Annotated in this window: 22 protein-coding genes; 11 read left to right on the forward strand and 11 right to left on the reverse strand. The window is 48.3% G+C overall.

All coding sequences use genetic code 11. The features are described 5' to 3' along the window. Positions 1-93 precede the first annotated feature (93 nt). Positions 94-990: a LysR family transcriptional regulator gene (locus EWA64_RS16360; protein WP_061895462.1), complete on the forward strand. Its 897-nt coding sequence runs from the start codon at positions 94-96 to the stop codon at positions 988-990. A 66-nt stretch (positions 991-1,056) separates the two neighbouring features. Here the strand turns inward: EWA64_RS16360 and EWA64_RS16365 are convergent, their stop codons facing one another. Next, positions 1,057-1,260 (reverse strand): hypothetical protein, encoded by a 204-nt coding sequence (locus tag EWA64_RS16365; RefSeq protein WP_061895461.1) that lies wholly within the window; start codon positions 1,258-1,260, stop codon positions 1,057-1,059. 212 nt (positions 1,261-1,472) lie between these two features. On the opposite strand from EWA64_RS16365, the gene EWA64_RS16370 reads away from it, so the two are divergent. After that, a complete protein-coding gene (locus EWA64_RS16370) occupies positions 1,473-2,840 on the forward strand; it encodes a DNA-3-methyladenine glycosylase 2 family protein (RefSeq protein ID WP_061895460.1) in 1,368 nt (455 codons plus the stop codon). 1 nt (position 2,841) lies between these two features. Further along, positions 2,842-3,321, forward strand: a complete 480-nt coding sequence (locus EWA64_RS16375) for a methylated-DNA--[protein]-cysteine S-methyltransferase (protein WP_061895459.1) — start codon at positions 2,842-2,844, stop codon at positions 3,319-3,321. A 19-nt stretch (positions 3,322-3,340) separates the two neighbouring features. Here the strand turns inward: EWA64_RS16375 and EWA64_RS16380 are convergent, their stop codons facing one another. Then, positions 3,341-3,949 (reverse strand): DUF6198 family protein, encoded by a 609-nt coding sequence (locus tag EWA64_RS16380; protein ID WP_061895458.1) that lies wholly within the window; start codon positions 3,947-3,949, stop codon positions 3,341-3,343. Between the two features lie 199 nt (positions 3,950-4,148). On the opposite strand from EWA64_RS16380, the gene EWA64_RS16385 reads away from it, so the two are divergent. Then, complete coding sequence (locus tag EWA64_RS16385; protein WP_061895457.1) at positions 4,149-4,547, forward strand: GFA family protein; 399 nt, start codon at positions 4,149-4,151, stop codon at positions 4,545-4,547. Between the two features lie 81 nt (positions 4,548-4,628). On the opposite strand, the gene nhaD is transcribed toward EWA64_RS16385, so the two are convergent. After that, positions 4,629-6,065 carry a sodium:proton antiporter NhaD gene (nhaD, locus tag EWA64_RS16390; protein ID WP_061895456.1) on the reverse strand — a complete coding sequence of 479 codons (1,437 nt, stop codon included), beginning with the start codon at positions 6,063-6,065 and terminating at the stop codon, positions 4,629-4,631. Between the two features lie 472 nt (positions 6,066-6,537). On the opposite strand from nhaD, the gene EWA64_RS16395 reads away from it, so the two are divergent. Beyond that, positions 6,538-7,131: a TetR/AcrR family transcriptional regulator gene (locus EWA64_RS16395; protein WP_061895455.1), complete on the forward strand. Its 594-nt coding sequence runs from the start codon at positions 6,538-6,540 to the stop codon at positions 7,129-7,131. A gap of 85 nt (positions 7,132-7,216) precedes the next feature. Further along, a complete protein-coding gene (locus EWA64_RS16400) occupies positions 7,217-8,071 on the forward strand; it encodes an alpha/beta hydrolase (protein ID WP_061895454.1) in 855 nt (284 codons plus the stop codon). Between the two features lie 64 nt (positions 8,072-8,135). Here EWA64_RS16400 and EWA64_RS16405 read toward each other — a convergent pair whose 3' ends face one another. Together EWA64_RS16405 and EWA64_RS16410 are read right to left on the reverse strand one after the other, a co-directional pair. Then, positions 8,136-10,670: a glycosyl hydrolase family 18 protein gene (locus EWA64_RS16405; protein WP_061895453.1), complete on the reverse strand. Its 2,535-nt coding sequence runs from the start codon at positions 10,668-10,670 to the stop codon at positions 8,136-8,138. A gap of 289 nt (positions 10,671-10,959) precedes the next feature. Then, positions 10,960-11,475, reverse strand: a complete 516-nt coding sequence (locus EWA64_RS16410; RefSeq protein WP_082796711.1) for a DUF2850 domain-containing protein — start codon at positions 11,473-11,475, stop codon at positions 10,960-10,962. A gap of 201 nt (positions 11,476-11,676) precedes the next feature. Between EWA64_RS16410 and ppnP the strand changes: the two genes are divergently transcribed. After that, the gene (ppnP, locus tag EWA64_RS16415; protein ID WP_061895452.1) at positions 11,677-11,958 is read left to right on the forward strand and encodes a pyrimidine/purine nucleoside phosphorylase; all 282 of its coding nucleotides are present in this window, start codon (positions 11,677-11,679) and stop codon (positions 11,956-11,958) included. Positions 11,959-11,990: 32 nt separating this feature from the next. Here ppnP and EWA64_RS16420 read toward each other — a convergent pair whose 3' ends face one another. Continuing rightward, positions 11,991-13,322, reverse strand: coding sequence for an IS4 family transposase (locus EWA64_RS16420; RefSeq protein WP_061893439.1), 1,332 nt, complete (start codon positions 13,320-13,322; stop codon positions 11,991-11,993). 118 nt (positions 13,323-13,440) lie between these two features. Beyond that, entirely contained in the window at positions 13,441-14,283 is an 843-nt protein-coding gene (locus EWA64_RS16425; protein ID WP_061896153.1) for a pirin family protein, read from the reverse strand. 255 nt (positions 14,284-14,538) lie between these two features. On the opposite strand from EWA64_RS16425, the gene EWA64_RS16430 reads away from it, so the two are divergent. Then, entirely contained in the window at positions 14,539-14,814 is a 276-nt protein-coding gene (locus EWA64_RS16430; RefSeq protein WP_061896152.1) for a hypothetical protein, read from the forward strand. A 48-nt stretch (positions 14,815-14,862) separates the two neighbouring features. Here EWA64_RS16430 and EWA64_RS16435 read toward each other — a convergent pair whose 3' ends face one another. After that, positions 14,863-16,056 (reverse strand): GGDEF domain-containing protein, encoded by a 1,194-nt coding sequence (locus EWA64_RS16435; RefSeq protein ID WP_061896151.1) that lies wholly within the window; start codon positions 16,054-16,056, stop codon positions 14,863-14,865. A gap of 347 nt (positions 16,057-16,403) precedes the next feature. Beyond that, a complete protein-coding gene (gene glgX / locus EWA64_RS16440; protein WP_170320373.1) occupies positions 16,404-18,389 on the reverse strand; it encodes a glycogen debranching protein GlgX in 1,986 nt (661 codons plus the stop codon). A gap of 436 nt (positions 18,390-18,825) precedes the next feature. On the opposite strand from glgX, the gene EWA64_RS16445 reads away from it, so the two are divergent. From EWA64_RS16445 to EWA64_RS16455, 3 genes are all read left to right on the forward strand, one after another. Further along, positions 18,826-20,094, forward strand: a complete 1,269-nt coding sequence (locus tag EWA64_RS16445) for a carbohydrate porin (RefSeq protein WP_170320372.1) — start codon at positions 18,826-18,828, stop codon at positions 20,092-20,094. Positions 20,095-20,168: 74 nt separating this feature from the next. Next, on the forward strand, positions 20,169-21,011 hold the full coding sequence (locus EWA64_RS16450) for a MalM family protein (protein WP_170320371.1): 843 nt from the start codon (positions 20,169-20,171) through the stop codon (positions 21,009-21,011). A gap of 53 nt (positions 21,012-21,064) precedes the next feature. Next, the gene (locus EWA64_RS16455) at positions 21,065-21,901 is read left to right on the forward strand and encodes an alpha/beta hydrolase (protein ID WP_061896147.1); all 837 of its coding nucleotides are present in this window, start codon (positions 21,065-21,067) and stop codon (positions 21,899-21,901) included. An 88-nt stretch (positions 21,902-21,989) separates the two neighbouring features. Here EWA64_RS16455 and EWA64_RS16460 read toward each other — a convergent pair whose 3' ends face one another. Together EWA64_RS16460 and malE are read right to left on the reverse strand one after the other, a co-directional pair. Next, entirely contained in the window at positions 21,990-24,755 is a 2,766-nt protein-coding gene (locus EWA64_RS16460) for an amylo-alpha-1,6-glucosidase (protein WP_061896146.1), read from the reverse strand. 58 nt (positions 24,756-24,813) lie between these two features. After that, positions 24,814-25,992: a maltose/maltodextrin ABC transporter substrate-binding protein MalE gene (malE, locus tag EWA64_RS16465; RefSeq protein WP_061896145.1), complete on the reverse strand. Its 1,179-nt coding sequence runs from the start codon at positions 25,990-25,992 to the stop codon at positions 24,814-24,816. Positions 25,993-26,196 lie beyond the last annotated feature (204 nt).

The raw sequence follows: 26,196 nt of genomic DNA on the forward strand, positions 1-26,196 counted from the left end.
AGGCGCAAAATTAACAAAAGAAAAACAAAACTTTTTTATCGAAAAGATTGTTTTTTATTGTTAATCTGATGCCGATTAACCCGGAGAAGTGCAATGGACGTAAAGGTCTTTCGAACATTTTTAGAGTTGGCTAAGGTCCGTCATTTTGGTCGAGCGGCAGAAAATCTCTACATCACACAGGCTGCGGTGAGCGCCCGAATTAAGCAGCTAGAAAGCTATTTTGATACCCAGTTATTTATTCGTGATCGCAACAACATCAAATTGACGTCCGCGGGTGAGCGCTTGGTTGGCTACGCGGAAGTGATGGTGGCGACGCTGCAACAGGCTAAGTTAGAGTTGTCGATGCAAGATGGCCGAGGATTACAATTGACACTGGGCGGAACGCCTAATGTGTGGGATGCCTATCTGCAAAACTGTTTGAGTGTGGTGAGCGATGCATTTGGTGGCTACGGTTTTATCGCCGAAGTGATGGGGCGGGAGCAACTCAATCGTGGTTTACAAGAGCGTACCTTAGACATGGCGTTTGCGTTTGACCAAATTAAAGCCGATGAACTGTACTGCAAAAAAGTGGCCGATTTAGTGCTGATACTGGTGTCGACTCAGCCGCACAACAAAGAGACCGTGTTTGACGACAAATATGTTTATGTCGATTGGGGCACCAAATTCGCGTCTGAGCACGCAGAGCGTCATCCCAAAAGCATGGCTCCATACTTACGTACTTCGACTGCGCGTATCGCCTTGGATTTCATTTTAGAGAAAGGGGGCAGCGCTTATCTGCCAGCTTCTTTGGTCCAGCCGTTCATTGCCAATGAGCAACTGTATCGAGTTCCGGGCGTTGAAGATTGGTACCGCCCTATTTATCTGAGCTATCGTAAAGCCAGCTCAACCATAGATGCGATTCGCCAAGTGGAAGAGTTGGTGAAGATGATCGATCCACTCACCGCCTACAGTTTGCAACAAGTGGCCGAGCGGCCTGTTGAAGACGAATAAAATTGTTCTGGCCCAAACAGACAACAAAAGCCTCATGAAGAGGCTTTTTGTGTTTTAGGAGCAGTGCTACAGGTTCATCAGGCTTTCAAGAGAATCCTCAATGTTGTTGCAGTGATAGGTTCGGATAAAGTTCCCATCACGGGCATTGATTTGAATGGTTGAGATGCTTTTAGGCCCTTGAGTTTCGATGATGCCTAGCGAGTCTTCTACTGAGTTGCTGGTAATGACATTGCTGTTGCGCAGCACAATAATGCAGGTATGCAGATCCATAGCCGTTTTCCTTCTATCTGACGTTGCTGACCCAGCCATTCATAAGCAGTGAACTGGTGTCACAACTTTCACCTTAGTTCACTTTGGCAAATTTGCCACAACAATCGATGAAGCGAAGGTCGATTATTTTGTGTTCATCATTGAGTTCCGAAATTGGCTGGTTGTACGCGCTGTGATGTTTACAATTAGGGCATCAGCAAAGGAGTGTTTTTGTGGCGATATCAGTCTATTCACCGTTGACGAAAGAGCAATGCCAGCAGGCAAGAATGGCGCGTGACAGTCGTTTTGATGGCTTATTTTATGTGGCAGTCAAAACCACAGGTATCTTTTGTCGACCGGTTTGTCCGGCGAATCTACCGAAAGAAGAAAATGTGGAATACTACAGCGATCGCACTCAGGCGCTTGATGCAGGATATCGACCTTGTTTGCGTTGCAGGCCAGAAAGTCACCCAGGCTCCTGGGCGTGGAAAGGGGTAGAAACTACCTTCCAGCGCGCGCTCCATCTTATTGATAGTGGTGCGTTGCAGCAGCACTCGCTCGCTGAGCTTGCACAGCGATTAGGCGTGAGCGATCGTTATGTTCGGCAACTGTTTTCACGCTATTTGGGTATCGCGCCCAAGCAGTACGCCCAATATCAACAGCTGATGTTTGCCAAACAACTGCTGCATATGAGTAATCTCAGTGTCACGGACATCGGCTTTGCCGCGGGTTTTAACAGCACGCGCCGCTTTAATGACGCTTTTAAAAAAGTGATCCAGTTGACCCCCTCACAGGTGCGGCGAGAAGTTACGCTGCCAGCCGGTGAACAAGCGCTGATAATCCCTTTTCAGGGCGCGATGGGTTGGTCACACATGTTGAACTTCTACCGTTTACGCGCCATTGAGGGGGTCGAGCAAGTGGATGAGAACAGCTATTCTCGCTTTGCGAATTTGGCGGGCTCTCGCGTTTGGTTTAGGGTGCAGCAAACGGCAGAGCAGCAGATGACGGTGTGGTTTCGATTAGACGATGTTGGCCAACTGCACTTGCTAGTGAAAAAAATTCGCCAAATGCTCGATCTGAATTGCAATACCGATAACATTGAGCGCCATTTGCAGTCACTCGCTCCTGGCCTTGTCAAACAAACCGGTATTCGCATTCCCGGAGTATGGAATGCATGGGAAGCGGGCGTTCGCGCCATTTTAGGCCAGCAAGTGTCGGTTAAGGCGGCCATCGGACAGCTTAACTTGCTGGTGAGCACGCTCATGCCAGAGCCTAGTGAGCGTTGTTTCCCAACCCCTTTGCAACTTGCTCAAGCGAATCTCGATTTTCTGCGCATGCCGAAAAGCCGTAAGGAGACTTTGCATCGCTTCGCCTGTTATGTGCAAGACGACCCTGATGCGGATCCCGAAACGTGGTTAGCGCTCAAAGGGATAGGTCCATGGACGGTCAGTTATGCGCAGCTCAGGGGAGAATCGCGCCCAGATTGCTTTTTAGATAAAGACTTGGTAGTGAAAAAAGCCTTGTTAGCTTATCCGCAACTGAACGCAAAAACGGCCTCCCCATGGGGTAGTTACGCCACTTTTCATCTATGGAATCAGTGATATGAACTATTACACTATCGCACCAAGCCCGTTGGGTGAGATGACGTTGCAAGCCAATGATGAAGGCATCCTTGGCATCTGGTTTACCACTCAAACGACTCTGCCAGATGATCTCGGTCAGGAAAATGCCAACCACTCAGTGCTTAGTCTGGCGTTAACTCAACTGGATGAATACTTCTCGGGAAAGAGGACCCAATTCGATTTACCGATTGCGGCTAAAGGAACTGCTTTTCAGATGCAGGTTTGGCAGGCGTTAACCACCATTCCTTATGGAGAAACATGGAGTTATCAGGAGTTAGCTAATGCGATTGGCAACCCAAAAGCAGTTCGGGCGGTCGGGCTTGCCAATGGTAAAAACCCGGTTTCGATCGTAGTGCCTTGCCATCGTGTGATTGGTAAGAACGGCAAACTTACAGGTTATGCAGGCGGAATTGAGCGGAAGCGGTGGTTATTGGAGAAAGAGAGTAATCAGGGACGATAAGCCCCTGATTAAGTGATTGTTAAGCCGTTTGAGTTTTTGCTTGATAGCGCCCGGGTTTGTGATTCATGGCCAAAATCAAGTTGGTGGCCACTGCGCCTAACACGGAAAGCGCAATCAGAGTTGGCTCAACAATAAACAGTGACATGATGACGATGCCGCAATCGAGCGCCATTTGCACTTTACCTGCTCGGATGCCAAAACGTTCTTGTAAAAACAGCGCAAGAATGTTGAAGCCGCCCAAACTCATTTTGTGGCGGAAAATGATCAGCATGCCTATCCCAATCAATCCGCCGCCCAGCAGTGCTGCGTAGAACGGATCAATATGTGCGATTTCAATCACGTGATGCAGATGGTCAACGGCGAAGGAGACAATCGTAACCGAGATAAAGGTGTTGATGGTAAAACGCCAACCCATGCGCAGCACGGAAAGTAGGTAAAAAGGCAAGTTGAGGGCAAAAAATACCTGACCAAAACTAAAGTCGCTGATTTTTGTCAGGAAAATTGCTAATCCAGCGGTACCACCTGTGAGCAGTCCTACTTTGCTGAAAAAAATGACGCCGAGTGAAACCAAGGCACTACCTAGCGTCAGCGCCAATAGATTTTCTCTGAGGCTATGATCTTTATCCATTATCATGATTCCTTTCTTATTTGGTCGTCAAAGACGTAAAACGGGCAAAAAACTGGCTAAAGATGTCGATTATTGTGTTTTTTGTCGAGTGGCATACTGAAATCGGCAAAATGTTATGTGTTTAACAAAATTTACACAGCGGATTTGAGGTTGAGGGAAAAAATGAGTTTGCTACAAGGCGCATACAAGGAGAACTTCAATGATCAAACAAATTGGAAAAACCCCGATATTAGAAAAACATACCGCTTCCTGCCATTGTGGCAAGGTTGTGCTCGAACTGAGCCTGCCCAATGGTATTGATAAACCAAGACGCTGTGACTGTTCGATTTGCCGACGAAAAGGGGCCATCGTCGCTTCGGTGAAATTGGACGGTATCCGTATTTTGCAAGGTGAAGAGTCGCTCAAGCTATACCAATTTAATACCCACACCGCCAAGCACTACTTTTGCTCTCACTGCGGCATCTATACTCATCATCAACGTCGTTCCGCGCCGGACGAATATGGCTACAACCTCGGTTGTCTGGATGGCGTGAACCCGTATGAGTTGGGCGATGTGCCGCTCATGGATGGCGTCAACCACCCAGCGGACCGGCAGTAACTGGCTGGGGGATTTCGCACCAAAGTGCGCCAAGCGAAAGCTTTATCGGGGCAAACGAATCGGTTTACCCCTTTTTTCGCTTCAGAGCGTAAACAATGCAGAGTTAAACATTAAATGGACGGCAATGCTGGCAAAGTAACCAAACAAAATCACAGGTGTCCATTTTAAGTGACCAAAGAAGGTATATTGCCCTCTGGCGGCGCCCATCAATGCGACCCCCGCCGCTGAGCCAATCGAGAGTAAACTGCCGCCAACGCCTGCGGTTAGCGTAACCAGTAACCAGTTACCCGTTGACATGGTGGGCTCCATAGTCAACACGGCGAACATTACCGGGATGTTATCAACAATTGCCGAGAGAAAACCAACCATGACGTTGGCCCAGATCGGATCCCACTCGCTGTACATGGTGAGCGAAACCACGTGCAAATAGCCAAGCAAACTGAGCCCACCGACACACATCACTACGCCGTAGAAAAACAGCAAGGTGTCCCATTCGGCGCGCGAGATGCGGTGAAAAACATCAAACGGCACTATGGAACCCAAGCGTTTCAACGCTTCTTCATCGCCATTAGCAATAGCGATGGCGGTTTTTCTCGCCAAAGAGCGCACCAAGGTTTTTCTGAGAAAATAGCCAAAGAACTGCAGATAGGCCAAGCCCATCATCATTCCCATCACAGGAGGAAAATGCAGCACGGCATGGAAAGCCACTGCCGTGGCGATGGTCAGGACGAACAGAGCGACGATACGCCTCGCACCGCGTTTCAGCTCGACGTGTTGGTGAAGAGTTTGTGGTCGTTCTTGAGGAATAAAAAACGACATGATCAAAGCGGGCACCAAGTAGTTGATGACGGAAGGCAGAAACAGCGGCATAAACTGAGAAAAACTGACATGGCCAGCTTGCCACACCATCAGTGTAGTGATATCGCCAAACGGGCTGAACGCGCCTCCAGCGTTGGCTGCCACCACGATATTAATACAGGCAATATTGACAAAACGCCGATTATCGCCGGAGACTTTGAGTACCACGGTGCACATCAAAAGGGCGGTTGTGAGGTTATCGGCAATCGGAGAAATAAAGAAAGCGAGAGAGCCCGTGAGCCAGAAGAGTTTGCGAAAATCGAAGCCTTTTCCCACCATCCAAGCCTGCAATGCGTCAAACAACCCGCGTTCTTCCATCGCGTTAATGTAGGTCATTGCCACCAGCAAGAACAGCAGTAGTTCAGCGTACTCGAGTAAGTTGTGTTCTAAGGCCAGTTTAGCAACGTCACTTTGTCCATGAGCTTGATAAGCAAAACCAATCAGGATCCAGATGAGACCCGCTGCCAGCAGCACTGGCTTGGACTTACGCATCTTGAGATACTCTTCCAGCATCACCAAGAGATAGGCGAAAAGGAAAATAACCAGCGAGACGATTCCAATGGCAGAAGTGGTGAGATCAAGCGTACTGGTGTTGGCCGCGTGACTCCAAGTAGGAAAAAATAGCAGGATGAATGCAGCCATCCATTGAAAAATGCTCATAGAAATTTCTCCTTATTTGTTTGGAGAAATTCTAGACACAAATGAACGGTTTAGGTGTGATTACAGTCCAATTCGTTGGACGTCGCTAAGGTTAGCGTTTGAGACTGTATAAACCTGCGACACTGAGCAGAGCGGCCACAAGATACAGGCCATGAGATAACCAGATGCTGAGTTCTAAAATCGGTGTTAATTGACTGCTCCACATAACCCCTCCTTACTATCTTTGGCTACAACATGCGGAATATACTTACTACTTTACCGAGTTTGTTATTCAATTTTTGTGATTACTTACAAAGAGTTATAGGTGTATTTTTGTTGTTTGCTCATAATGAGATTTGGGTCGCAGTTTGCAGTGTTACAATCACGAATTCCCTGAGTAAGATCATGGAAAACCTCGTAGCTTGATTACCACAGGTGTGACCAGAGAATTATTGCTTGGTTGAAAAGAACGATCGTGCTAAAAAGGGCCATTATGAGTAAAGGTCGAATTACAAAAGAGTACATACTGCAACAAGCGTTTCAGTTCGCCAGTGAAAATGGGTTAGACAGCTTAACCATTGGTGAACTGGCAAAGCAGTGCGGTATGTCGAAAAGTGGCTTGTTTGCCCACTTCAATGCCAGATTGAATTTGCAGTTGTCAGTGCTTGAGTATGCCAATCAAGTGTTTACCGAGCGTGTCATTGCGCCAGCGAGGCGATTGGGGGACGTCGATATTGAACAGAAAATCCGTCAATTGCTCGATAATTGGATGACGTGGAATCACTCTTTTCAAGGCAGTTGTATGTTTCTTGATGCGTGGAATGACGTAAGTAGCAAAGAGTGTGAGCTGCAAAATGCGTTGCGCCAATCGATAGGGCACTGGCTGGATTACTTGCAAATTCAGGTAGAAAAAGGCATCGAACTCGGTGAGTTTCGTGCTGATCTGCAGGCGAAGCAAGCGGTATTTGAATTGTATGGCCTCTACTTAAGCGCTCACGTGTTCTATTCGATTCGTGGTAAGCAGGATAGCCAAACGCATTTTTGGTTAGGTGTTGAGAAATTATTGGTCAGTTGGCGCGCGCTTTAGGCGTCGATGAGTAAGGGCAACGCGGTTGCCCTTTTTAAAGCATAAAAATAGCACGGTCGTTCTATTGCGATCCAAGGACAACAAAATGAGTGAAAAAATCTACTTCAATACGTCAGCAAAGTTCAGCCTAAAGCGCAGTTTAGTGAACTGGTCTACTCGCTTGCATCATACGCTTGCCCCGACTCATGCGAAGAAAACCGCACGTAAGTTATTACTTACTCCGGCGCGAACGAAGAGCAAAAATGCACAACCGAATGGACTGGTGAAAGGCCAAGTCAGCACACCTCATGGCACTTTGACCACCTATCAGTTAGGTGCGGGGCCGGTTTGGGTGCTGACCCATGGTTGGTCCGGAACGGCCAGTCAGTTTTTCCCGCTAATGGAGTATATTGCTGCGCAAGGGTTTACTGCGCTTGCCTATGATCATCCGGCGCATGGTGAGAGCTCAGGTGAGATTGGACACATTCCCGCTTTTGTCGAAGGTTTAGAGGCGATACTCGACTCAGTTGCGCAAATCGAAGGTTTGATCGGCCACAGCATGGGCACCGCATCCGCGCTTGAATGCCGTCATCGTAAACTGGAAAACAAGCCGATTTTGTTGATTGCGCCCGTGCTCAACTATGTTGAGAACCTGTTCTCCAGCATTGAACGTTCAGGGTATTCGATGAAGCTGTTTAAGGCGGTGGTGTCAGAGGTTGAAGAGCAGTTCAATTATCCCATTCAGTCTATCGATCCGTATCGCCGTTTGGCAATGCGCGAAGCGCCAACCATCATAGTGCACGACCAGCAAGATAAATTCACCAGCCACGCAATATCGGCCTCTGCCGCCAGAGAAATGCCACGTGTTGAACTGGTTAGTACCAGCGGTCAAGGGCATGGCCGTGTAATGAAATGTCAGCAAGTGTTTGAGAGTTTTGACCGTTTAGCCAGAGTGCGCTGAGAAAGCAAAGATCAGGTGCTAGCACCTGATCTTGATTTTTAGTGGATTAAGTAACTAATTGAGGTTAGTTGCAGTTGGCTGGGCCCACTTCTTTCCATACGCCCCATTGACCTGATTTGCTTGGATCATCACCTTTTGTCCACCATTTCGCTTCCCAAGTTTTGTCTGCGTAGGTGACTTGCTGACCACCAGTATAAACGGCGGACGCATCCCATGTATTACTACAGGTGCTGCCGCTGTCTTTCTTCGCCACCACGACCGTAGTAGACGCGACCGAGCTTGCTAAGCCATCACTCACGGTGACCGAGAAAACTAGGTTGGTATCTGCGCTGTATTCTGCCGCGGTGAAGGTCACTTTCGAGCCGTTAACTTGTGCGTTCAGCCCTTGTGGTAACTGCCAAGTGTAAGTTAAGACGTCGTTATCCGCATCGGTAGAAGCGGAAGCATCTACCACCACCACATCGCCTGCGTTGGCTGCTGCTGGCGCACTCACCTTCGCGACTGGCGCGGTGTTGACTGGGCCAGTATCTTTCGCTTTCACTGTGACCACAACAGTATCGGTTGCACTGGCACCATCAGCATCAGTGACGGTCAGTTGGAACGTCAAAGATTGATCGGCGGCCACTTCCGCTGCGCTAAAGCTGGCGGATGCGCTGTTTGCGCCAGTTAATGCTACCGTTGTACCGCTGACTTGCTTCCACGCATAGCTGGCGATTGGCCCTTCTGCGTCTTTGGATGCAGAGCCATCGAGCGTCACAGTCGCAGGACCGACAACCGTGATGTCAGCGCCCGCATTCGCCGTGGGTTTTTTGTTTGGTGGTGTCACCACGCTGCCAGCTAAACCTTCATGCATGGCATTGAGGATATCGCCGTTATCGGCATCAATTTCCCACGAGAACAAGCCCGCTAAGCCTTGCGCTTTCGCATAAGCACCTTTGGCGAGTACTGAGCGATGGTCATCAAAGGTGATCAGCGTTCCAGTGCTACGGTTCCAAACGTACGGCGCTTCAGCTTGTGCATCATAGCCATATTCAAAGCCATTGATGCCGGTATTATTTGGCCCGAGCATGTAAGATTTAATGCCTTTGTAATCGATGACGCCATCTTCCCAAACGCCTTGGGCCGTGCTGCCTTTCAGTTTGCCGGTGCCTGTGCCTGTCATCGGATCGGTTGGGTCGGTGAGGGTGCTTGGCATTACGCCTTCCCAACCACGGCCATACATGGCAGCACCGAGAACCAGTTTATTGGCGGGGACACCTTGCGCAAGCAATAGTTGAATGCCGTTATCTGCGGTGTAAGCGGGGCCTTTGTATGGCACGCCTTCTTCGTCTACACCAGTACCGTCACATTGACCGGGGCGCATAAAGTTACCACAGTACAGTCCAGCTTGATGGCCGGGAACATTGTTCCAGCCGCCGTAGAAGTCGTAACTCATGGCAAAGATGTAATCCATGTACTGGATTGCATCGGCATAGTTGACATCTTCAATCTTGTCGTGGCCGACACCGATAGCGGATGTCAGCTCGTACGTTTTGCCAGTTTCCGTTTCAAGTTCGTCTAGCATGGCGCGCAGTTCACGCATCAAGGCCACATAAGCCGGGCCATCATTTATCGGATCGCCTTTGTCTGTCGCTGCACCATCACCCCCAGGGTATTCCCAGTCGATATCGATACCGTCGTAGAATTTCCATGTGGTCAGAAAGCGTTTTACTGAGGCAACAAAGGTGTCACGGTTTTTCTTGTCAACGAAGTCATAGAATGGGTCAGACAAAGTCCAGCCGCCGACGGACGGGATGATTTTCAGATCTGGATAGCGTTGTTTCAGCGCCATCATCATCGCGTAGTTGCCTTTGATCGGCGTGCTGTATTGATGTCCGGCTTGCGGGAAACTTTTTTGGAATGCCGCCCAAGGATCGTGGATCACCACTTCGTAATCAGGTACCCCCTGACAGGCGGTTTGTAGTGCATTGTAGCTGTTACCACCAATTGATTTTACCGATTCATTTGGACCACAGATAGGAATAAAACCGTAGAGAATATGGGTAAGATTTTGTGCCGGAATGTTATCCACTGTGTAGTTGCGGCCGTAGATGCCCCACTCAACAAAGTAAGTGCCTACTACGGTATTCTTATCGGTATTGTAAGACTTGTTGTTAGGGTCAACATTCATTGTCAATGGTTTTAAGTGCGCGCCATCGGTATCGGCAATGGTAATTTCTGCGGGTGCACTTTTGGCGCAGCCTGTTGCATCACAGGCTTCAATTTCCATCTGGAATAAACCGCCTTTCCCATACTGGAAAGTGGCGGTGGTCTGGCTACCAGAAATTGCACCAGAGGCCACTTTAACGCCATCAAAGTAGATATTGTACGTATCGCCAGTATTGCCGCTCCATTGATTGAACTTCACCGATATGGTGGCTTGGTCATGATATTTCACCATCTGGTTGTAACCAGCCGTGGTTTCCATTGCAAGTTCGATTTTTGAAAACTGCAGATTGTTAGAACCATACAGATCCAAGCTGGGTGCGGTAGGTACGGCAAGCGCGGTTCCGGAAAGAGCCAACGCAACACTCGCTGCACAGAGGTTTAATTTGTTCATCTTTTTTCTCTCAGTCCTTGAATGTTATGTCATTAAAATAAGAGACATAAGCTGCCAGTGAATGAGTTCACTTGGCATCATGGACAGTATTGAAGAGTCTTTTTTTTCAGCAAAAAAAATTAAAGCGCTTTTCGAGTGACCAGAGAGAAATTGATGGAAGAAAAGGACGTGTTACATTGAAAATGGAACCGTGGCATAAAGTTTTATAAATTATCGTACGGCATGGTGAAAATTTTGCAGTTTGACATGATTTGGTCATATGTCAGTGATTTCACTATTGCAGGGCAGATCAATTGGAGAGGTCGAAATGTTCTCGTAATGCTTGGCGGCGATCTTGTGCCGCGCCGTCAACACTTTGCAAAATGGTCTCTTCATAACCTTTTTTCACCAGCCGTTGAGCTGGGGAGTCCGGAACGATACGGCGTAGTTGAGGCGAATTGTCGTTACCTGCCAGTTGGTAGACGGTCAAACCAATACCCGTCTCAATGGTGATACGTTTGCCATTAAAGTGATAGCTGGTGGCGATCAAACGATTGTTGCGATACACACCTTTGTCACTCAAAGTTAGGATTTCGGTTTGATAGGGGGGCGCACCAATTTCAATCCAATCGCCATATACATTGGATGGATCAATGTATTCTTGGTACTCGATATAAATTCGGTAAGAAAAATAAGTCACTAAAGCAAGGAAAAGCAGCGTTACGGTCGAGGCTATCAAAATGCGCCGGATGCGACGTCTTCGCTCAGCCTCTTCCCGATTGTCGTCCAGTTTACGATTTTCGTTGGTGATTTTACTTGTGTTCATACATCATCCTTGTCCATCGTTAATAGTGGTTTTTTTGCGCTCAATTAGCAACTTTTCCCTCAGAAAGTTTGTACTTTTCTGTGCGAGCACTGTGGTGATGAGCTTTTTATCACCATGCAAGGAATGGCTTGAGGTCGATGTAAAAACACGGTAAAAAGAGGGTCCGCATCCAGCGGTAATTGAAGTGTTTAAGGATAAACAATGATCAAAGAAAATAGCTATTTTGCAGGTACCGTTAAATCTCTTGGCTTCGAACAAAACGGCGAAGACAGTAGCGTGGGTGTGATGCTGCCAGGCAATTATACTTTCGGTACCGATGCCCCTGAGCGCATGACGGTGATTAAAGGTTCCTTGGTCATTAAGCGCGCCGGAGAAGAAACGTGGAGCACCTACAATGCAGGTGAAGCGTTTGAAGTGGCGGGTAAATCTTCTTTCGACTTACAGGTCGAAATCGCCACTGCTTATCTGTGCGAATACTTATAAAAACAAAGGGTCCGAATCTCGGGTAATACCAGTCAGTTAAGCTGACTGGCATTTTTTCTATTTGTCGCGTACTTCTTGGGTTTCAACTTCACCCATCGAGGATAACTTCTATCTTCTCTTCGAGGTGGTAGGATAAACATGGATACATGCTCCAGTAATACTTCATAGTGTTTAGGGAGCTTTCCTGGGCTTGTTAAAGGCAACGCTGCAAAGTATTGCGTCACAGCCATAGCACTGCTCGTAAAGCTCAGTTGATTTGGCCAGACACTATCTAACCTACTTGCCGCTTTTGTCATAACCTGCCTGATAAGGTTATAGGCTAGTAGAATACCCCAGAGCTCCTGCTTAACCATATCTGGACGCTTGCTTCGCAATGTATACTCTCTGTCAAGCAAGGTTTCCTTCATTTCCCGATAGCCTAATTCGATTTCCCAGCGATAACGATAGAGCTCTACAATTTCTTCGCCAGGAAAACGTAACCCGTCACGCATTGAGGTAAGTATCTGATACTCTTTACCGTTAATGATTTTCGAGACTAGCCTTGCTTCAACTACATCAGGAAGTTCACTAAACTTCTTTCTTGCCTGAGGAGTGGTTTTAATCGCAACGATTGCATCACTCTTGCTGTACCTATGAACGACTTCATACTGGAAGTCTTTTCTCACAGGAAGCATCCAATGCCTCTCTTGGCCGACTTTGTTCCAGCGGTTCAGCAGTCCCAGAGAGTAATATCCTTTGTCAAAAATAGTCAGAGAATGGTCTGGCGTTTGTTCTATGAGCTCTTCTGCAAGCCGCATTTCGTTGGTTCGATAGTCAGAGAATGCACTATCGATGAGCTGATGGCTTGTAAGCTCCATCAAGCAAACCATGCGTACCTTAGGGTAAATATTTTCAGATGACTGATTACGCTGTGCTTTAAACTCTTGATGATTTTCAGGTGTATCCGCTGTTCTCCAAACGACACCATCGACAGATAGGAGATTGAGTCCACACCAAGTTTCAAATTTAGAAGATTGATAACTCTGAGCCGCCATCGTCTTAAAGACTTGTTTAACACCTTCTTCGCCTAATCTCTGCCTAGCTTGGACAACAGCACTTGGCGCAACAAAACGCCGTTTGTCTGGTAGGACAATATCAAGTTGGTTAGCAATATCCCAAACAGATTGTTGCCGAAAAAGACTCATTCCAACAACGGACCAAAGTACTGCTTCCAAGGGTAAACGTCTTCTTCTAACTGTTGCTACGCCAGCTTTTTCAAAACCTTGCTGGATAAGCTCTGGACTAAGAATTTCAGAGTATTTGTCAAAGTGATGGAAGGTATTGCATGAGCGAAAAGTACTCGCAAGTTGGCTCTCTAAAGACATGAAAAATCCGATATTAGTTTCCTAATATCGGATTTTGAAGCCTTTTGAGGATCGGTCAAATGATCTCAAAAACTTTTCTTAACTGATCGGCATTAGTCCGAATCTCGGGCCCTTTTCTTTAGACAAAATTGCCTGTTTGGTAATCTTTAATAGCTTGCTCAATTTCTTCCACACTGTTCATCACAAAAGGGCCGTAGTGCACGATAGGTTCATGGATTGGCATTCCAGCAAGAATCAGTGCGCCGCTTTCCTCTAATGCAGACAGTTTAAGTTGGTCTGCGCTGCTCAATATGCCGAGTTGTCCTGCGCTGATAAGCTGCTGGTCAATGGCAATTTTCCCTTGGTAGACAAACACTAAACATTGCAAGTCTGCCGGGATCTCGACCGTGAGATTATGGGCGGCGTTGCTGCGCCAATCGGCAATGGTCATGGCTATCGAACTGCTTTGCAGCGGGCCAGCGATCTCTTGCGCATCGATAGATAGCGCTCCGGCAATCACGCGGACTAACCCCCAGTCCGGATGGCTTTTTTCGGTAATGCTCTCCGGCTGGAAATCGTGATATTGCGCTGGCGACATTTTGTTTTTGGCTGGCTGGTTAATCCAGATCTGAAACCCATGCAGCTGTCCCTCCGTCATAATCGGCATTTCGCTGTGTATCACGCCGCGACCTGCCGACATCCATTGAGCCCCACCACTTCTCAGTTCTCCGACATTCCCCATATGATCTTTATGCTGAAAATGGCCATTGAGCATATAGGTTAAGGTTTCAATACCGCGATGCGGATGTGGTGGAAAGCCGCCGATATAGTCGGCCGCCTCATCTGATTTCAGCTCGTCAATCATCAGAAAAGGAGAAAAGTTCGGTTGGTTAAAACCCGCGATACGACGAATATTAACCCCATCACCATCTGAAGTTCGAACGGCGCGATGGAGCTGTTTTACAGTGCGGTATGAGGACATGGCTGACTCCTTGTTTTTCCAATGAGTTTAATGACATTCGTCTAATGAGAGCAGGTTGGAAAGTTGTTCGACATGTTCGAAAGATTTGAAAACCAGAAAGTGTTTTGGCGAGAAAATTTGTATCCTGCTCTGGATAATTCTGCATGTCGGAAATACATGCTTACGGTTTTCACTTTCATTTGAGAGACGTATTTAAGACCTCTCTGGAGGGAATTGACTATACTCACAATAGGCTAGCTAAGACGGAGGTGTCGTGTGGCTGTACAACCGAAACACAATGATCATCCCGCTCATTATGATGTACCAGATATGACCAACGAGCAGCGGCATCGCTTTACCTCTGTGGCCAACAAAGCGCAGGTAAGGAAAGAGCAGTTGGAAGAGCATCCCTCCATTATTGAAACAGCCAAACGAGCAGCGCTGAAGCCCGTAGTTCGACCGCGGCCAAACAAAATCAATAAAGTACGTTATGCCATTTGGTTATGTACTTTTTTAGCTGTCTGTTTGTGGCTGATGTATATGGCGGGGTAGTTCAGCGCATTGAGTGCATTTTGTTCACTCTAGGTGTTACGCACCCAGTTAGTATTTGCTCGGGCGCTGATGGGGTATCAGTTGGGAAACGTTCGTCATCGAGTGTGTCTTGGGTACATCCTGAGATTTACTGAAGTGGGTTTTCTCATCCTCATTGTAGTAAGCAAAACGGTTCTTGCCTGCGTGCTTGGCTTTATACATGGCTTTGTCTGCGCAGCGTGTCAACTCTGATAGCTCAACAGCATCTTGCCCGTATATTGCCGCACCTAAACTCAACGTCAAACCGTGGATACGCTCGTTGGCTTGATAGTCACTGTGATAAAGCGTAATGATGCGTTTGAGGATGTTGTCCAGATCTTGGCGACTTTTCACATCATAAAGCATCAAGACAAACTCATCGCCAGCGAAACGGGCAATCGAGTAATCATGCTTGTCGGTGCGGCGATCTTTATTACGGATGTTATTTTTCAGCCTTCGAGCAAAATGTTGCAGCACCTTATCGCCAACATCGTGCCCGTAGTTGTCATTGATGGTTTTAAAATTATCGATATCAATAAAGATAAGCGCGGTGATGCAAGTGGTGGGTTTGGTGTTGATATCCTTGAGTTTCTCTTGTGCCCAGCTTTCGAAACTCCAGCGATTGGCTAGGCCAGTAAGCTTATCGGTATAGGCGAGATCTTCGATGCCTTCGAGGTAGAGTGAATGAACGTAATTGATCAATCTATAGTGGTAAAATGCAAAAGTATGGCAAATAAGACTGGTGAAAACTAAGGCAACCACAAGGCTATAAGCGCTTTGGATCGGATATCCTTGCGCGGGATGGCTGACTAGTAGAGTCAGGCAAATGGTGAGGCAGAAGAGTGAGTTCAGTAACAAGCCGATTTTAAAACGGTTGATTAGGATAACAGTGCTTAGAATAGGGAACAACCAAAGGAGGCGTTCAGGGGAGGGCGTGGCGTGGAAAACCATCGGAATTACGCCAAGCAATAAAATCGCACTCAAGAATAGGTCGGCATTAAGGCCCTTACTACTACGTTGAAGGTAAGCAAATACGGCTAAGCTCAGCAAAGCAAACGCGCCATTGAGTAGTGCAATACTCAGATGAGCCGCCAACGCTTGTTCAATAGTGTGGTAGAGAAACAGCACGCAGGAGGCGAGCGAACATATGCTGACAATTTTGCGCTTTCTCGTCAGCCTTATATCCGCCATTTCCTCGATATGTTGTCCTGCTAAACTGGCCATTTTCCCTCAATAAATTCTGTAACTTGTACTCCTTCACAGCGTAATTGTAGTTGAGAAATGGATTTTTGAACCAATAGCTCAAAAGTGTTAATTGGGTATGGTGTTGTGTGAGACTGAACGGATTGTCGCAGTGTTAGATATTTGTCGTTACGACCATCGGCTTTCTTTGGCCTAAAGCGAAGGAATGTAATGTGTTCCAGGTGTCGTTGGCAAAAAATTGACCATCAGACGGTGACAAAATGTATAGCAAAAAGAGGCATTAATAGTGTTGCTTAATAACGAAATAATCTAAAGAGCCAATGGCGTCAAAATCAGAGAGGCTGGTTTCGACCAGCCTCTACCTTGTGTTAATCAGTAAGTCTGCTTTTGGGTGCTTCTTGGGGCTGATAGTGTAATATCGCCATCGACACCGGAGAGAGCAATAACTCCCCCTCTGCATGCCCAGGAGAGATATTACGTACGTTGGTATCACAGATCAGCGTCCAGGTTTGTTTACAGTCATTGGGCAGGGTAAAACGTGCCGGAGCGCTGGTTTGGTTGATAAGATAGACCATTTCCGCGCCATCTTTGCCAATACCAATATGCAGTGCCACCGCGCTCAAACGATTCCAATCTTCGTGCTCCATTGGTGAACCATCCACTCTACGCCAAAAAATGCGGTTGAGGTTGCGGTTTGATCCACTGAACGCACGAATAAACGGCACCATATAGGTCTGTCGATTCGCCACCATCTGCGAAAGCCAATGTTTAAAATCTCGCTTACGCTCTGACGATTGCCAATTGAGCCAACTGGTTTCGTTGTCCTGACAATAGGCGTTGTTGTTGCCCTTTTGTGTATGGGACAGTACATCGGCGGTAAGTACATGTGGAATGCCAAAGGCAAACAGTAGGCTCGCCATGAAGTTGCGCTTTTGCTTTTCACGCGTGGCGATCACCATCAAGTTCTCTGTGGGCCCTTCTACGCCATAGTTTTCAGAGCGGTTATCACCGTGCCCATCGCGGTTTTGTTCGCCGTTGTCTTCATTGTGCTTATGTTTGTAAGACACCAGATCTTGCATGGTGAAACCGTCGTGATAGGTAATGTAATTCACGGTGAGTTTGTATGGCCAGTTTGCCGCGCTGTAGATATCACGCGAACCCATCAAACGGGTGGCAAACTCTTTGAGATAGCCTTGATCGCCACGCCAAAAGCTGCGAGTGATGTCGCGCAGTTTGTCGTTACACTCGTTCCAACCAAACGGGAAATTGCCCACTTGGTAGCCATTTGGCCCGATGTCCCACGGCTCGGCAATCAGCTTGGTCTCTTTAAGGACGGGATCTTGTGCGACCGCTTTAAAAAATGCCGCTTCACGGCTGTAGTCATCTCCTTGGCGGCCCAGCGTGGCGGCGAGATCAAAACGAAATCCGTCGACTTTGAACTCGCTCACCCAGTAGCGCAAGGTATCCATAATCAAGTTGAGCGCGGGTTGATAGGTGAGATCCACCGTGTTACCGCACCCGGTAAAATTGGCAAAATGGCTGCCATGTTTAAAGTAAAAGCGTGAATCGAGCGCTTTTAGGTTAAATACGGTTGGGCCGGCACCGCCTTCCGCGGTGTGGTTGTACACGACATCAAGAATCACTTGAATACCGTGGCGATGCAGTTCCCGAATTGCGGTTTTAAGCTCAAGCACTGCATCTTTATCGGCGTAGCGCGGGTCAGGCACCATAAACAAATAAGGGTTGTAGCCCCAATAGTTCACTTTGCCCATATCGAGCAAATGCGGTTCGTGCATGCATGCGGCAATGGGCAACAGCTGTAAGGTGTTGATGTTTTGCTCTTTGTAAAACGCCAGCATCGGTTCGCTGACTAAGCCCAAATATCGTCCCCGTTCACTAACTGTAATTTCAGGGTGAAGTTTACTTACTCCCTTGACGTGCGTTTCAAACAGAATCATCTCTTCACGCGCAATACGAGGGTGATCGGTATCTTGCCAATCGAAATCATCCTGATAGACAACACACTTGGGCATGGCGAAGCTTTTTTCTGCGCTGTAAGGTGTCTTGTAATGCAGTGGTCCATCTAAGGCTTTGGCATAGGGATCGGAAAGGAGCAATGGCCCTTCTTCGCCGTCCACTAGGTAGCCATACTTTTGCCCGGCTTTAATGCCCGGAACAAAAGTGTAACGAATGCCCGCGTACTCATTTTCTAGCTCATAGGTTTTGAATTGTTTTTTTTCATCAAACAGAGCCAAACGAATCGACGGACAGTCCGGTGCATGTATGGCAAAGTTGCACCCCGTTTCGTGTAACGTAGCGCCCAGAGGGTATGGGCGTGAGAGCGATGCTGTCATAGTTATTTTTCTTGGGTCTTTATCCATATTCGGAACTATTAGTAAAAAACTTTGTCACAAAGAGGTCAAGCGCCCCTTAGAGATTAATATAAATGTAATAAAATTACTTTCTACCTATCATTGTTGGCAAAAATATGAATTGTGCCTCACTTTGTAGCGCGAAGATCTCTAGCAAAGTTACTAACTCCACCCTAATTCAGTGATCCTGCTCTATTAAACATCGTTCGGTAAAATCTATCCTCCTTTCTCATCCCCCCCATTTTTTTTGGGGGTGGAGGACGCTATTCTGTTCCTCCTCTCTTAGCATAGTCGGTGTTGAAACAACTGGGGACTTTGTCCCATCTTACCTCTCTTTCTTTAGGTGAATTTTACTGCCTACTTCATCTTGAGAGCGAGCGGGGAGAAAGAACGATAAATACCCTTAATGGAGCTAAGAATGAAAAAAGTAAGTTTGATCGCTGCCGCAGTGGCTTCTACTTTAGCAGCGGGTACTGCCTTCGCTGCTGGAACTGACGTTACAACCGACGGATGGGAAGTTCACGGTTATATGTCTTCTAACGTGCGTGTTGTTGATGGCACCACCACTGATACTGAATTTGGTAAACCTGACTATTTAACGGCTGGTACTCACGGCAAGAGCACTAACCAAGTTGAGTTTACAGTAAAAAAACACACTGAATACGAGAACGGTGTTTGGGCGAATTACAATTTGCGTGCTGAGTACGGTAACGGTAACTCTTACGCGTATTCTTCTTCTGGTAGCCAAAAAGCAAACGATACAGCTCAATTTGAAGTAAAAGAAGCGTTTGTTGAGCTCGGTGGCATTCTAGGTGAAGACACCTCTATTTGGGGTGGTCAACGTTTCCTAAACCGTAGTGCGGGTATCTTGTCTGGTGAATTCTGGAAACAATCTTCAGGTATCGGTGCGGGTATTCAAACCAAACTCGCGGGTAAAACTGCAGGTATCGCCTATGTAATGGCTGACCCAGATGCAGGAAACGCGAATCCAAATAACACTCGTCAAACCAACTCTTCTATTGACCTATACTACTATGGTGTTGATGCAGGTATTGGTAGCCTTGATTTCGACCTAAAACTGGGTCGCCAAGCAAAAGATGGCAAGGATGATGACGGCGTCGGCGCATCGGTGACTCTAAATACAAGCTACTACGGTCTAGATGGTTGGACTCAAACCGCGATTGCATACGGTAAAGGTGTAATGCAAAACCGCGGTGTGAACTTCGGTGGCTGGTCAGGCGGTGATGACAAAGCTGAGTCTCTATTCTTCACATCTTACGGTGTATTGAACATCTCAGATAAGATGCAACTAGGTACGGAAGCAACATACTTCACAAGCTTGGATACCCTGTTTGGGCAAGAAGACCTTACTCGTTGGATTTTAGCTGCTCGTCCTTCTTACAAACTAAGCGACAATGTTCGTCTAGAAGCGACAGCATCTTATGGCAATGAAGAGCTTGGTAACCCAGGTGCTTGGGGTCGAGGAAAAGACGCGGATGAGACGAAAGTTATCAACTTAGAGATTGCGACCGCATTTACAGCAAACTCAGATTACTTTGGTCGTCCACAAGTTAAGCCTTACATCAGCTACATCAAAGCGGATGATGAGACTAGTGCGGGTGTTATTGGTATCGAAAACGGAAAAGACCAATTTGTCTTTGGTGTCCACACTGAAATTTGGTTCTAAACCATTTAGTATTAAAGGCAGCCCACGGGCTGCCTTTTTGACTTTGTATCCTACAACCTATAGTGAGAAATAAAATGAAAAATAAACACTCTTTGTTGGCAGTTGTGCTGGGTGCCTTACTTACCGGTTGTGCATCGGATGCCAAGCTGCAGACAGAGCTTACTCCTCCGACTAATGCCGAAGTCTGTTGCAGCGACTTTGCTCAGTTTCCTTATGCTCAGCTTAACGATAAGGAAGATCTCAAGTTTGATGTCGATCTTGCCTCACCAGTAGGCACTTTTGCGGCGGGCAACAGCCACTTTGCTGCATTTCGCTTTAGCGAGCGCAGCGGCGATGTCACGGTGACGGTCTCCAGTCTGATGATTGACGATTCGGTGTTTGCGCCAGAAGTGCTGCTGCTGGATAAACAGTTTCAGGTGGTTGAGACCTTAAAACTGCAAGATTTCCAGATTTTGCCGTCCGATGCGTTCACCCGCACCCGTTATATTGAAAAATTCACCACTAATGCCGAGCAAACGCCTTACTTTGTGATTTATACCCCTGCTGATCAATTGGGCAAGCAAGTGACGGTTGACCATCCCGCGAAAATTCGCGCCAAAGAATTTGGCGAGGTGATGCCGATGGTGGTTGATCCTGTTTATACCTATCGTTTAGGCGGACGTATTGAGTTGCAGGTTGAGACGCGTAAATTGCGTCCATTCCGCGCGGCAGAAGCCGTACAATCGGTACAAACGCCAGTCGTAGAAAAAACCATTAAAGCACAGCCAGAGTCGCAGCAGTTCTACTTATCCGCAATTGAACAAGCGGTAGCGGCAGGTGACATCCCTAAAGCGTTGAGCCTATTGGATGAAGCCAAAGCGCTCAATATTCCCGGCGCGCAAGAAACGTTTGTCCGCGCGGTCAATCAGATGAAATAACCCCCTTCGTTCTTAGACGCTCCTTGTGAGCGTCTTATTTTAAGGAGCTTGTCATGGCATTTGATCCTGAACGTTTACAGATTCTGGATGCTTTTCACATGCCGCAGTTGGCGCGCGAGCGAGCCATTCGTCTCTATCTGCCACGTGACTATCACACCACCCAGTGTCGCTACCCGGTCATTTACATGCAGGATGGACAGAATGTGTTTGACGATGCCACCGCTGGTTATGGCCGTAGTTGGCGGGTTGGGGAAGCGTTAGATGCGCTGCATGAGCAATCAGGACAGGGCGCGATTGTGGTCGCCATCGACTGTGGAGAGGATTTACGTCGCTTTAATGAATACTCTCCGTGGCAAATGGATGCCCAGTTTGCGTTGCCCGGACGCGATAAGCAGGGGCTGCACGCTTCGGGTGGCGAAGGCGAAGCGTATGTACGTTTTCTTGCAGAGACGCTCAAACCTTATATCGACCAGCATTATCGGACGTTGAGCGCCCGCCAGCACACAGTCATTGCGGGCAGTTCGATGGGCGGTTACATCAGCTTGTATGCGGGAATGACGCGACCGGCGATATTTGGTGTTTTGGGCGTTTTTTCTCCCGCGTTCTGGTTTAATCGCCAAGCGATGTTTGATTTGGTCGAGCGCACCACGCTTGCCTACCCAATGCGTATTTATATGGATATGGGCAGCGACGAAACCAGCGATCACGCCCGCAGTGACTTTGCCCAAGTCTATCTGCAAGGCTCGCGAGATATGCACGCGCTGCTGCAAAACAAAGCCTACCTTGACGTTGAATACATCGAAGGGGCTGGCCATCAACACAATGAACTGGCTTGGTCACTGCGCTTTCCACACTTTGCGCGTTGGGCTTTGCCAGCCGAAAAGGCTTGAGCTTGAACACCAATCAATAATAAGCCACCAATAAAAAGCACTGGGGTCACCAGTGCTTTTTTCTTGGTCGTGATCTGTTCTGCTGGGTTTAATCCTGTGCGATGCTGAGTTTCTCCGCCATGCGTTTTTGCAGCAAGTAGTCACTCTGTGTCAGCGCTGAATGCTCGCGTTGCCAGTCCGGTTGAGCAAAGCAGAGCCCATCGAGCAATGGATAGTGCACCGCTGCACTTTCCACGCAGTGCACATCGCTCGGGGAGCAAATGACCTCGCCATGGCGGATAGTCACCAGCAGCTCGCTTTGCAGCGTCTCCGTGATTTGCAGATGTTTGTCGCTCGTCTCCAGCTCCAGCAGCAAGGTGATCGATGGCTCGTCGCGTTCGGCTTTTACACTGTAAATAATGCCATCCTTGTTGCTTGTCATCTCAAACCACAGCGCATTACCTTGACCAAAGGGCAGGCGCGCTTTGACCTGCTGCCAAGCGCTTGGCAGGGCAGGGCGCAAAATAATACGTTGCTCGGCGAGGCGCGGCGTAAAGCCGAGATAATCTTGCTGCGCGTTGCGTGCATATTCAGAGACGGACCACGCTTGCGCGTAAGTGCCTGTCATCACCAACGCCTTTTCATCCGCTTGATACGCATCGAGGTTTTCACTCATGGTGCCACGATGCCCTTGGGTTAAGATCTGCTGAGCGAGATTTTTGCTCAGCTGATAAGCAAAATCTTGCTGCTTGAATTGGCACAAAGCACTGACGGTAAATCCGGCGTTCCAGCCCCAAATGGTGCCGTTGTGGTAAGCCGCGTCTTTGTGGTACTCGCTGCGATTGTCGTGATACGGGTGGAAATCGCGGTGATCTTGCGTCAAAGAACAAATGCCCCACGGAAAGAGCAACTGGTCAACGCTGTTTTTCACCACGTGCTGCGCAATGTTGGCAGAAAGCAGATTGCGTTTGAGCGGAATGGTTAAAGTGAGCAACTGATTTGGCCGAGTGCTTTCATCGGCAATATCTTGGGCCCGCAGGCAATCGGCCAAGCGCTGGCTCTCTGGATTCCAAAATTTCGCTACAAAGCTCTGTTGCGCTTTGGTGGCGAGCTGGTGGCAGTGCTGAGCAAACGCCTCATCATCTTGCCAAAGAGCCAGTTGTTCGGCAGTTTGCAGGCTCTCAAACCACAAGGCCTGAATGTCGTTGGCTTTCGGTCCACGTGGTGACCACGGGATCTGGCCATTGATTTTGGCGTCCATCCAGGTATCCGGATCGCGGTGCGACATCAAACCATCATCGTCTAAGTAGTGCTTTTCTACCCCTTGGATAAAGCGTTTCACCACAGGATAGATCTGCTCGGCAAATGTCATGTCACCGCTGTAGTGGATGTATTCCATCACTTCGCGAATCATCCACGGCGTACCATCGGTGGTGTTGTAAATGATGTTGGTTTTACTGGTGACGCGGTTGGGAATGCGGCCATGATTGACGTCATCCAGATCCTCCTTCTGCATGGCGGCAAAGTTACGGATGATCTCACGCGCTTCGTTAAACGCACCGTTTATTAGTGACGTGCCGGAAAGGGCAATAAAGGTATCGCGACCCCAGCAATCTTTGAACCACGGTAAACCTGCCCAAATACCAGCGCCAAATTCATGGCTGACAAACGTGCGGCTGGCGAGCCTTGCCCACATCACTGCGCGGTTGTATTGCACATCGTCACACCATAGGTAATTGTCGGTCAGGAACTGGTAAATCTGCTGCTGATGCTGCGTTTCGGCGTGCTGTTTGGCGGCCAGTTTGGCCTTGTGCAGCGCCTCTGCTGAGTCATGTTCAAAGCAGAGATAAACACTCAGCTGAGTGGTTTCTCGAACCGTGCTAAGCATCAATTTGCAATTTTGCCCGTTGAGATGCACTGCTGTATCGAGCGCAGGATACGCATCAAACCTAACCTCTTTAGCGCTAATGGTTTGATTGGCGCTGATGGCGATAAAGCGCGGCGCACCTTCTGGGCACAGCTCAGGTTTCACCGCAATCAATACCACGTCGTCAATCGCTTCAATCGTGCAGTCGTTGAGGCCGAGATTAAGCTCCGGCAGCAGCGACAGCACCGCCTCGGTTTGGCTTTCGACGCTGAGTGTCACCAAGCGTTGCCCTGCCGCCAGCGAGAGGCGATCTCGACTATGGCTGGTAAACAGGTGCTCAATGCCGTAAGGGAGTAAACGCGCGCTGCTCGCTTGGGTTTTATCTAGCAGTTTGCCATCGACAAAAGCGGCAAAGCCGCCTAAGTACCAACCTTGATGATGCCGATAGCGGCCCGCGCCAACAAAGCAGTGGCTGTGCCCTTCGTAGTAGCCATCGACGTTGTCGCCAAACACAAACGCAAAGGAGCCAGTCTCATCAATGGCGAGGGTATCGAATAGCTCGTTGGCCGAGAGAGCGCCGTAACGTGTCTCGAGTACTGGCAGCGGATCGCAATCGATCTTGAGCACGCTATCAAGCAGCGCGCGCTGGGCGAGCGCTTGTTGGTTGCTTGCGCCAGAAGTGATGGTCAGCGTGGGGGCAGGGCCGGATAAATCCAACGTCAAGGTAAAACGGCCAGTTTGGCTGGGAGTAAAGGCGAGATCGTTGCCGATGCCTTGGGTGCTGATCAGCGTTTGTGGCTGATCGAGATTAAGCGTGACCGCTTGGGTTGGGTGCGCGGCCAGTGTCCATTGCGCGCTGCCATCCATATCGGCAATTTTGCATTGATGGCGGTCCGCGGAAAACACCACGCTGACTTGCAGCTGTGAGTCAGAAATAGGCACAAAGGGTGTATCAAGTCCCCAACCGTTAAAGGTGCCTTTTAAATACAAAGTGGGCATAGGCATCATTTTCTTCCCAAAAACGAAAAAAGGCACAGCGAACTGTGCCAAGGATACGATGAAATCGTTATTTAGTGATCTGTTTGGCTGCGGTATCGAGCGCTTGTTTAACGCTCTGTTTACCTTGCATGGCATTATCAATCGCGGCGCCTTCGGCAAACCAGTAAGCGGTCATTTGCGGAATGTTTGGCATAATTTCGCCATTTTCCGCGTTGATCATGGTGGATCGGATGCGATCGTCGCTCTCTAGCACTTTCTGGAATGACTTCAACGTCACCGCGCCAAGCGGTTTGTCGTCGTTCATGGTTTTCAGCGCGTCGTCTTTAAACAGATAGTTTTCTAAAAACTCCACCGCGAGATCGGTATTTGGACTGGCCGAGTTGATGCCCGCGCTGAGAATGCCGACAAACGGATTGCCTTTGCCGCCGTTTAAGGTAGGCAAAACGGCCACGCCGTAGTTGACGTTCATTTTGTCCAAGTTACCCCACGACCAAGGGCCGTTAATGGTCATTGCCGCTTCGCCTTTAGTGAAAGCGGCTTCCGAGACAGAGTAATCCATGTCTGGGTTGAGCACGCCTTGGTTAACCATGTCTACGAGGAACTGCAAGCCTGCTACGCCGGCTGAGTTATTCACACCAGTGCTTTTGGCGTTGTAGCCGCCGTCGATTTTCTCAAAGGCAAACGCGCCGCCAGATGAGATCACTGGCCAAGTAAAGTAGGCGTTTTTGATGTCCCACATGATGGCTTTCTTGCCTTGTTTTTGCATCTGCTTTTGAATCGCAGGCAGCTCTTCCCATGTTTTGGGCGGGTTTGGCAGTAAGTCTTTGTTGTAAATCAGTGAAGGCGCTTCAATCGCCAATGGGTAACCGACAATTTTGCCGTTGACGGTCACGGCGTCCCAACTGAAATCAACCAGCTTCTCTTTAAACGCTTTGCTTGGCTTGATTTCATACAACAGGCCCGCTTCCGCGTAACCGCCGAAACGATCATGGGCCCAGAAGATGATGTCTGGGCCGCCGCCTGTGGCCGCGTGCTGTTGGAATTTGGCTTCCAGTGATTCTGGGTGCTGGACGATCACTTTTACGCCGGTATCTTGCTCAAATTGTTTGCCAATTTGTGCCAGACCTTCATAGCTTTTATCGCCGTTGATCCAGATGGTGATTTCGCCCTCTTGCATCGCCATGACTGGCGTGGCAATCAAGGTTGCAAGCGTACAGACAGAAAGGGTTTTGATGACTCGTTTCATTGTTATTATTCCGTTTAATATGTTCTGAGTGGAATATTAACCTCTCTTTTTTATCGGGAGAAATAGCCAAGCGATGCAGTGATATAGGAAAAATTGATATCACACTCTATTGCGACGCTTCTAAACCGTGTTATCAAGTCAACGGGCTTGTCACCTTAATGCGAATTTGTGAACAAGCCCAAAAACTAAATATTGCCTCGCCAA

Source organism: Vibrio cidicii (assembly GCF_009665415.1).
In the GTDB taxonomy this organism is placed as follows: domain Bacteria; phylum Pseudomonadota; class Gammaproteobacteria; order Enterobacterales; family Vibrionaceae; genus Vibrio; species Vibrio cidicii.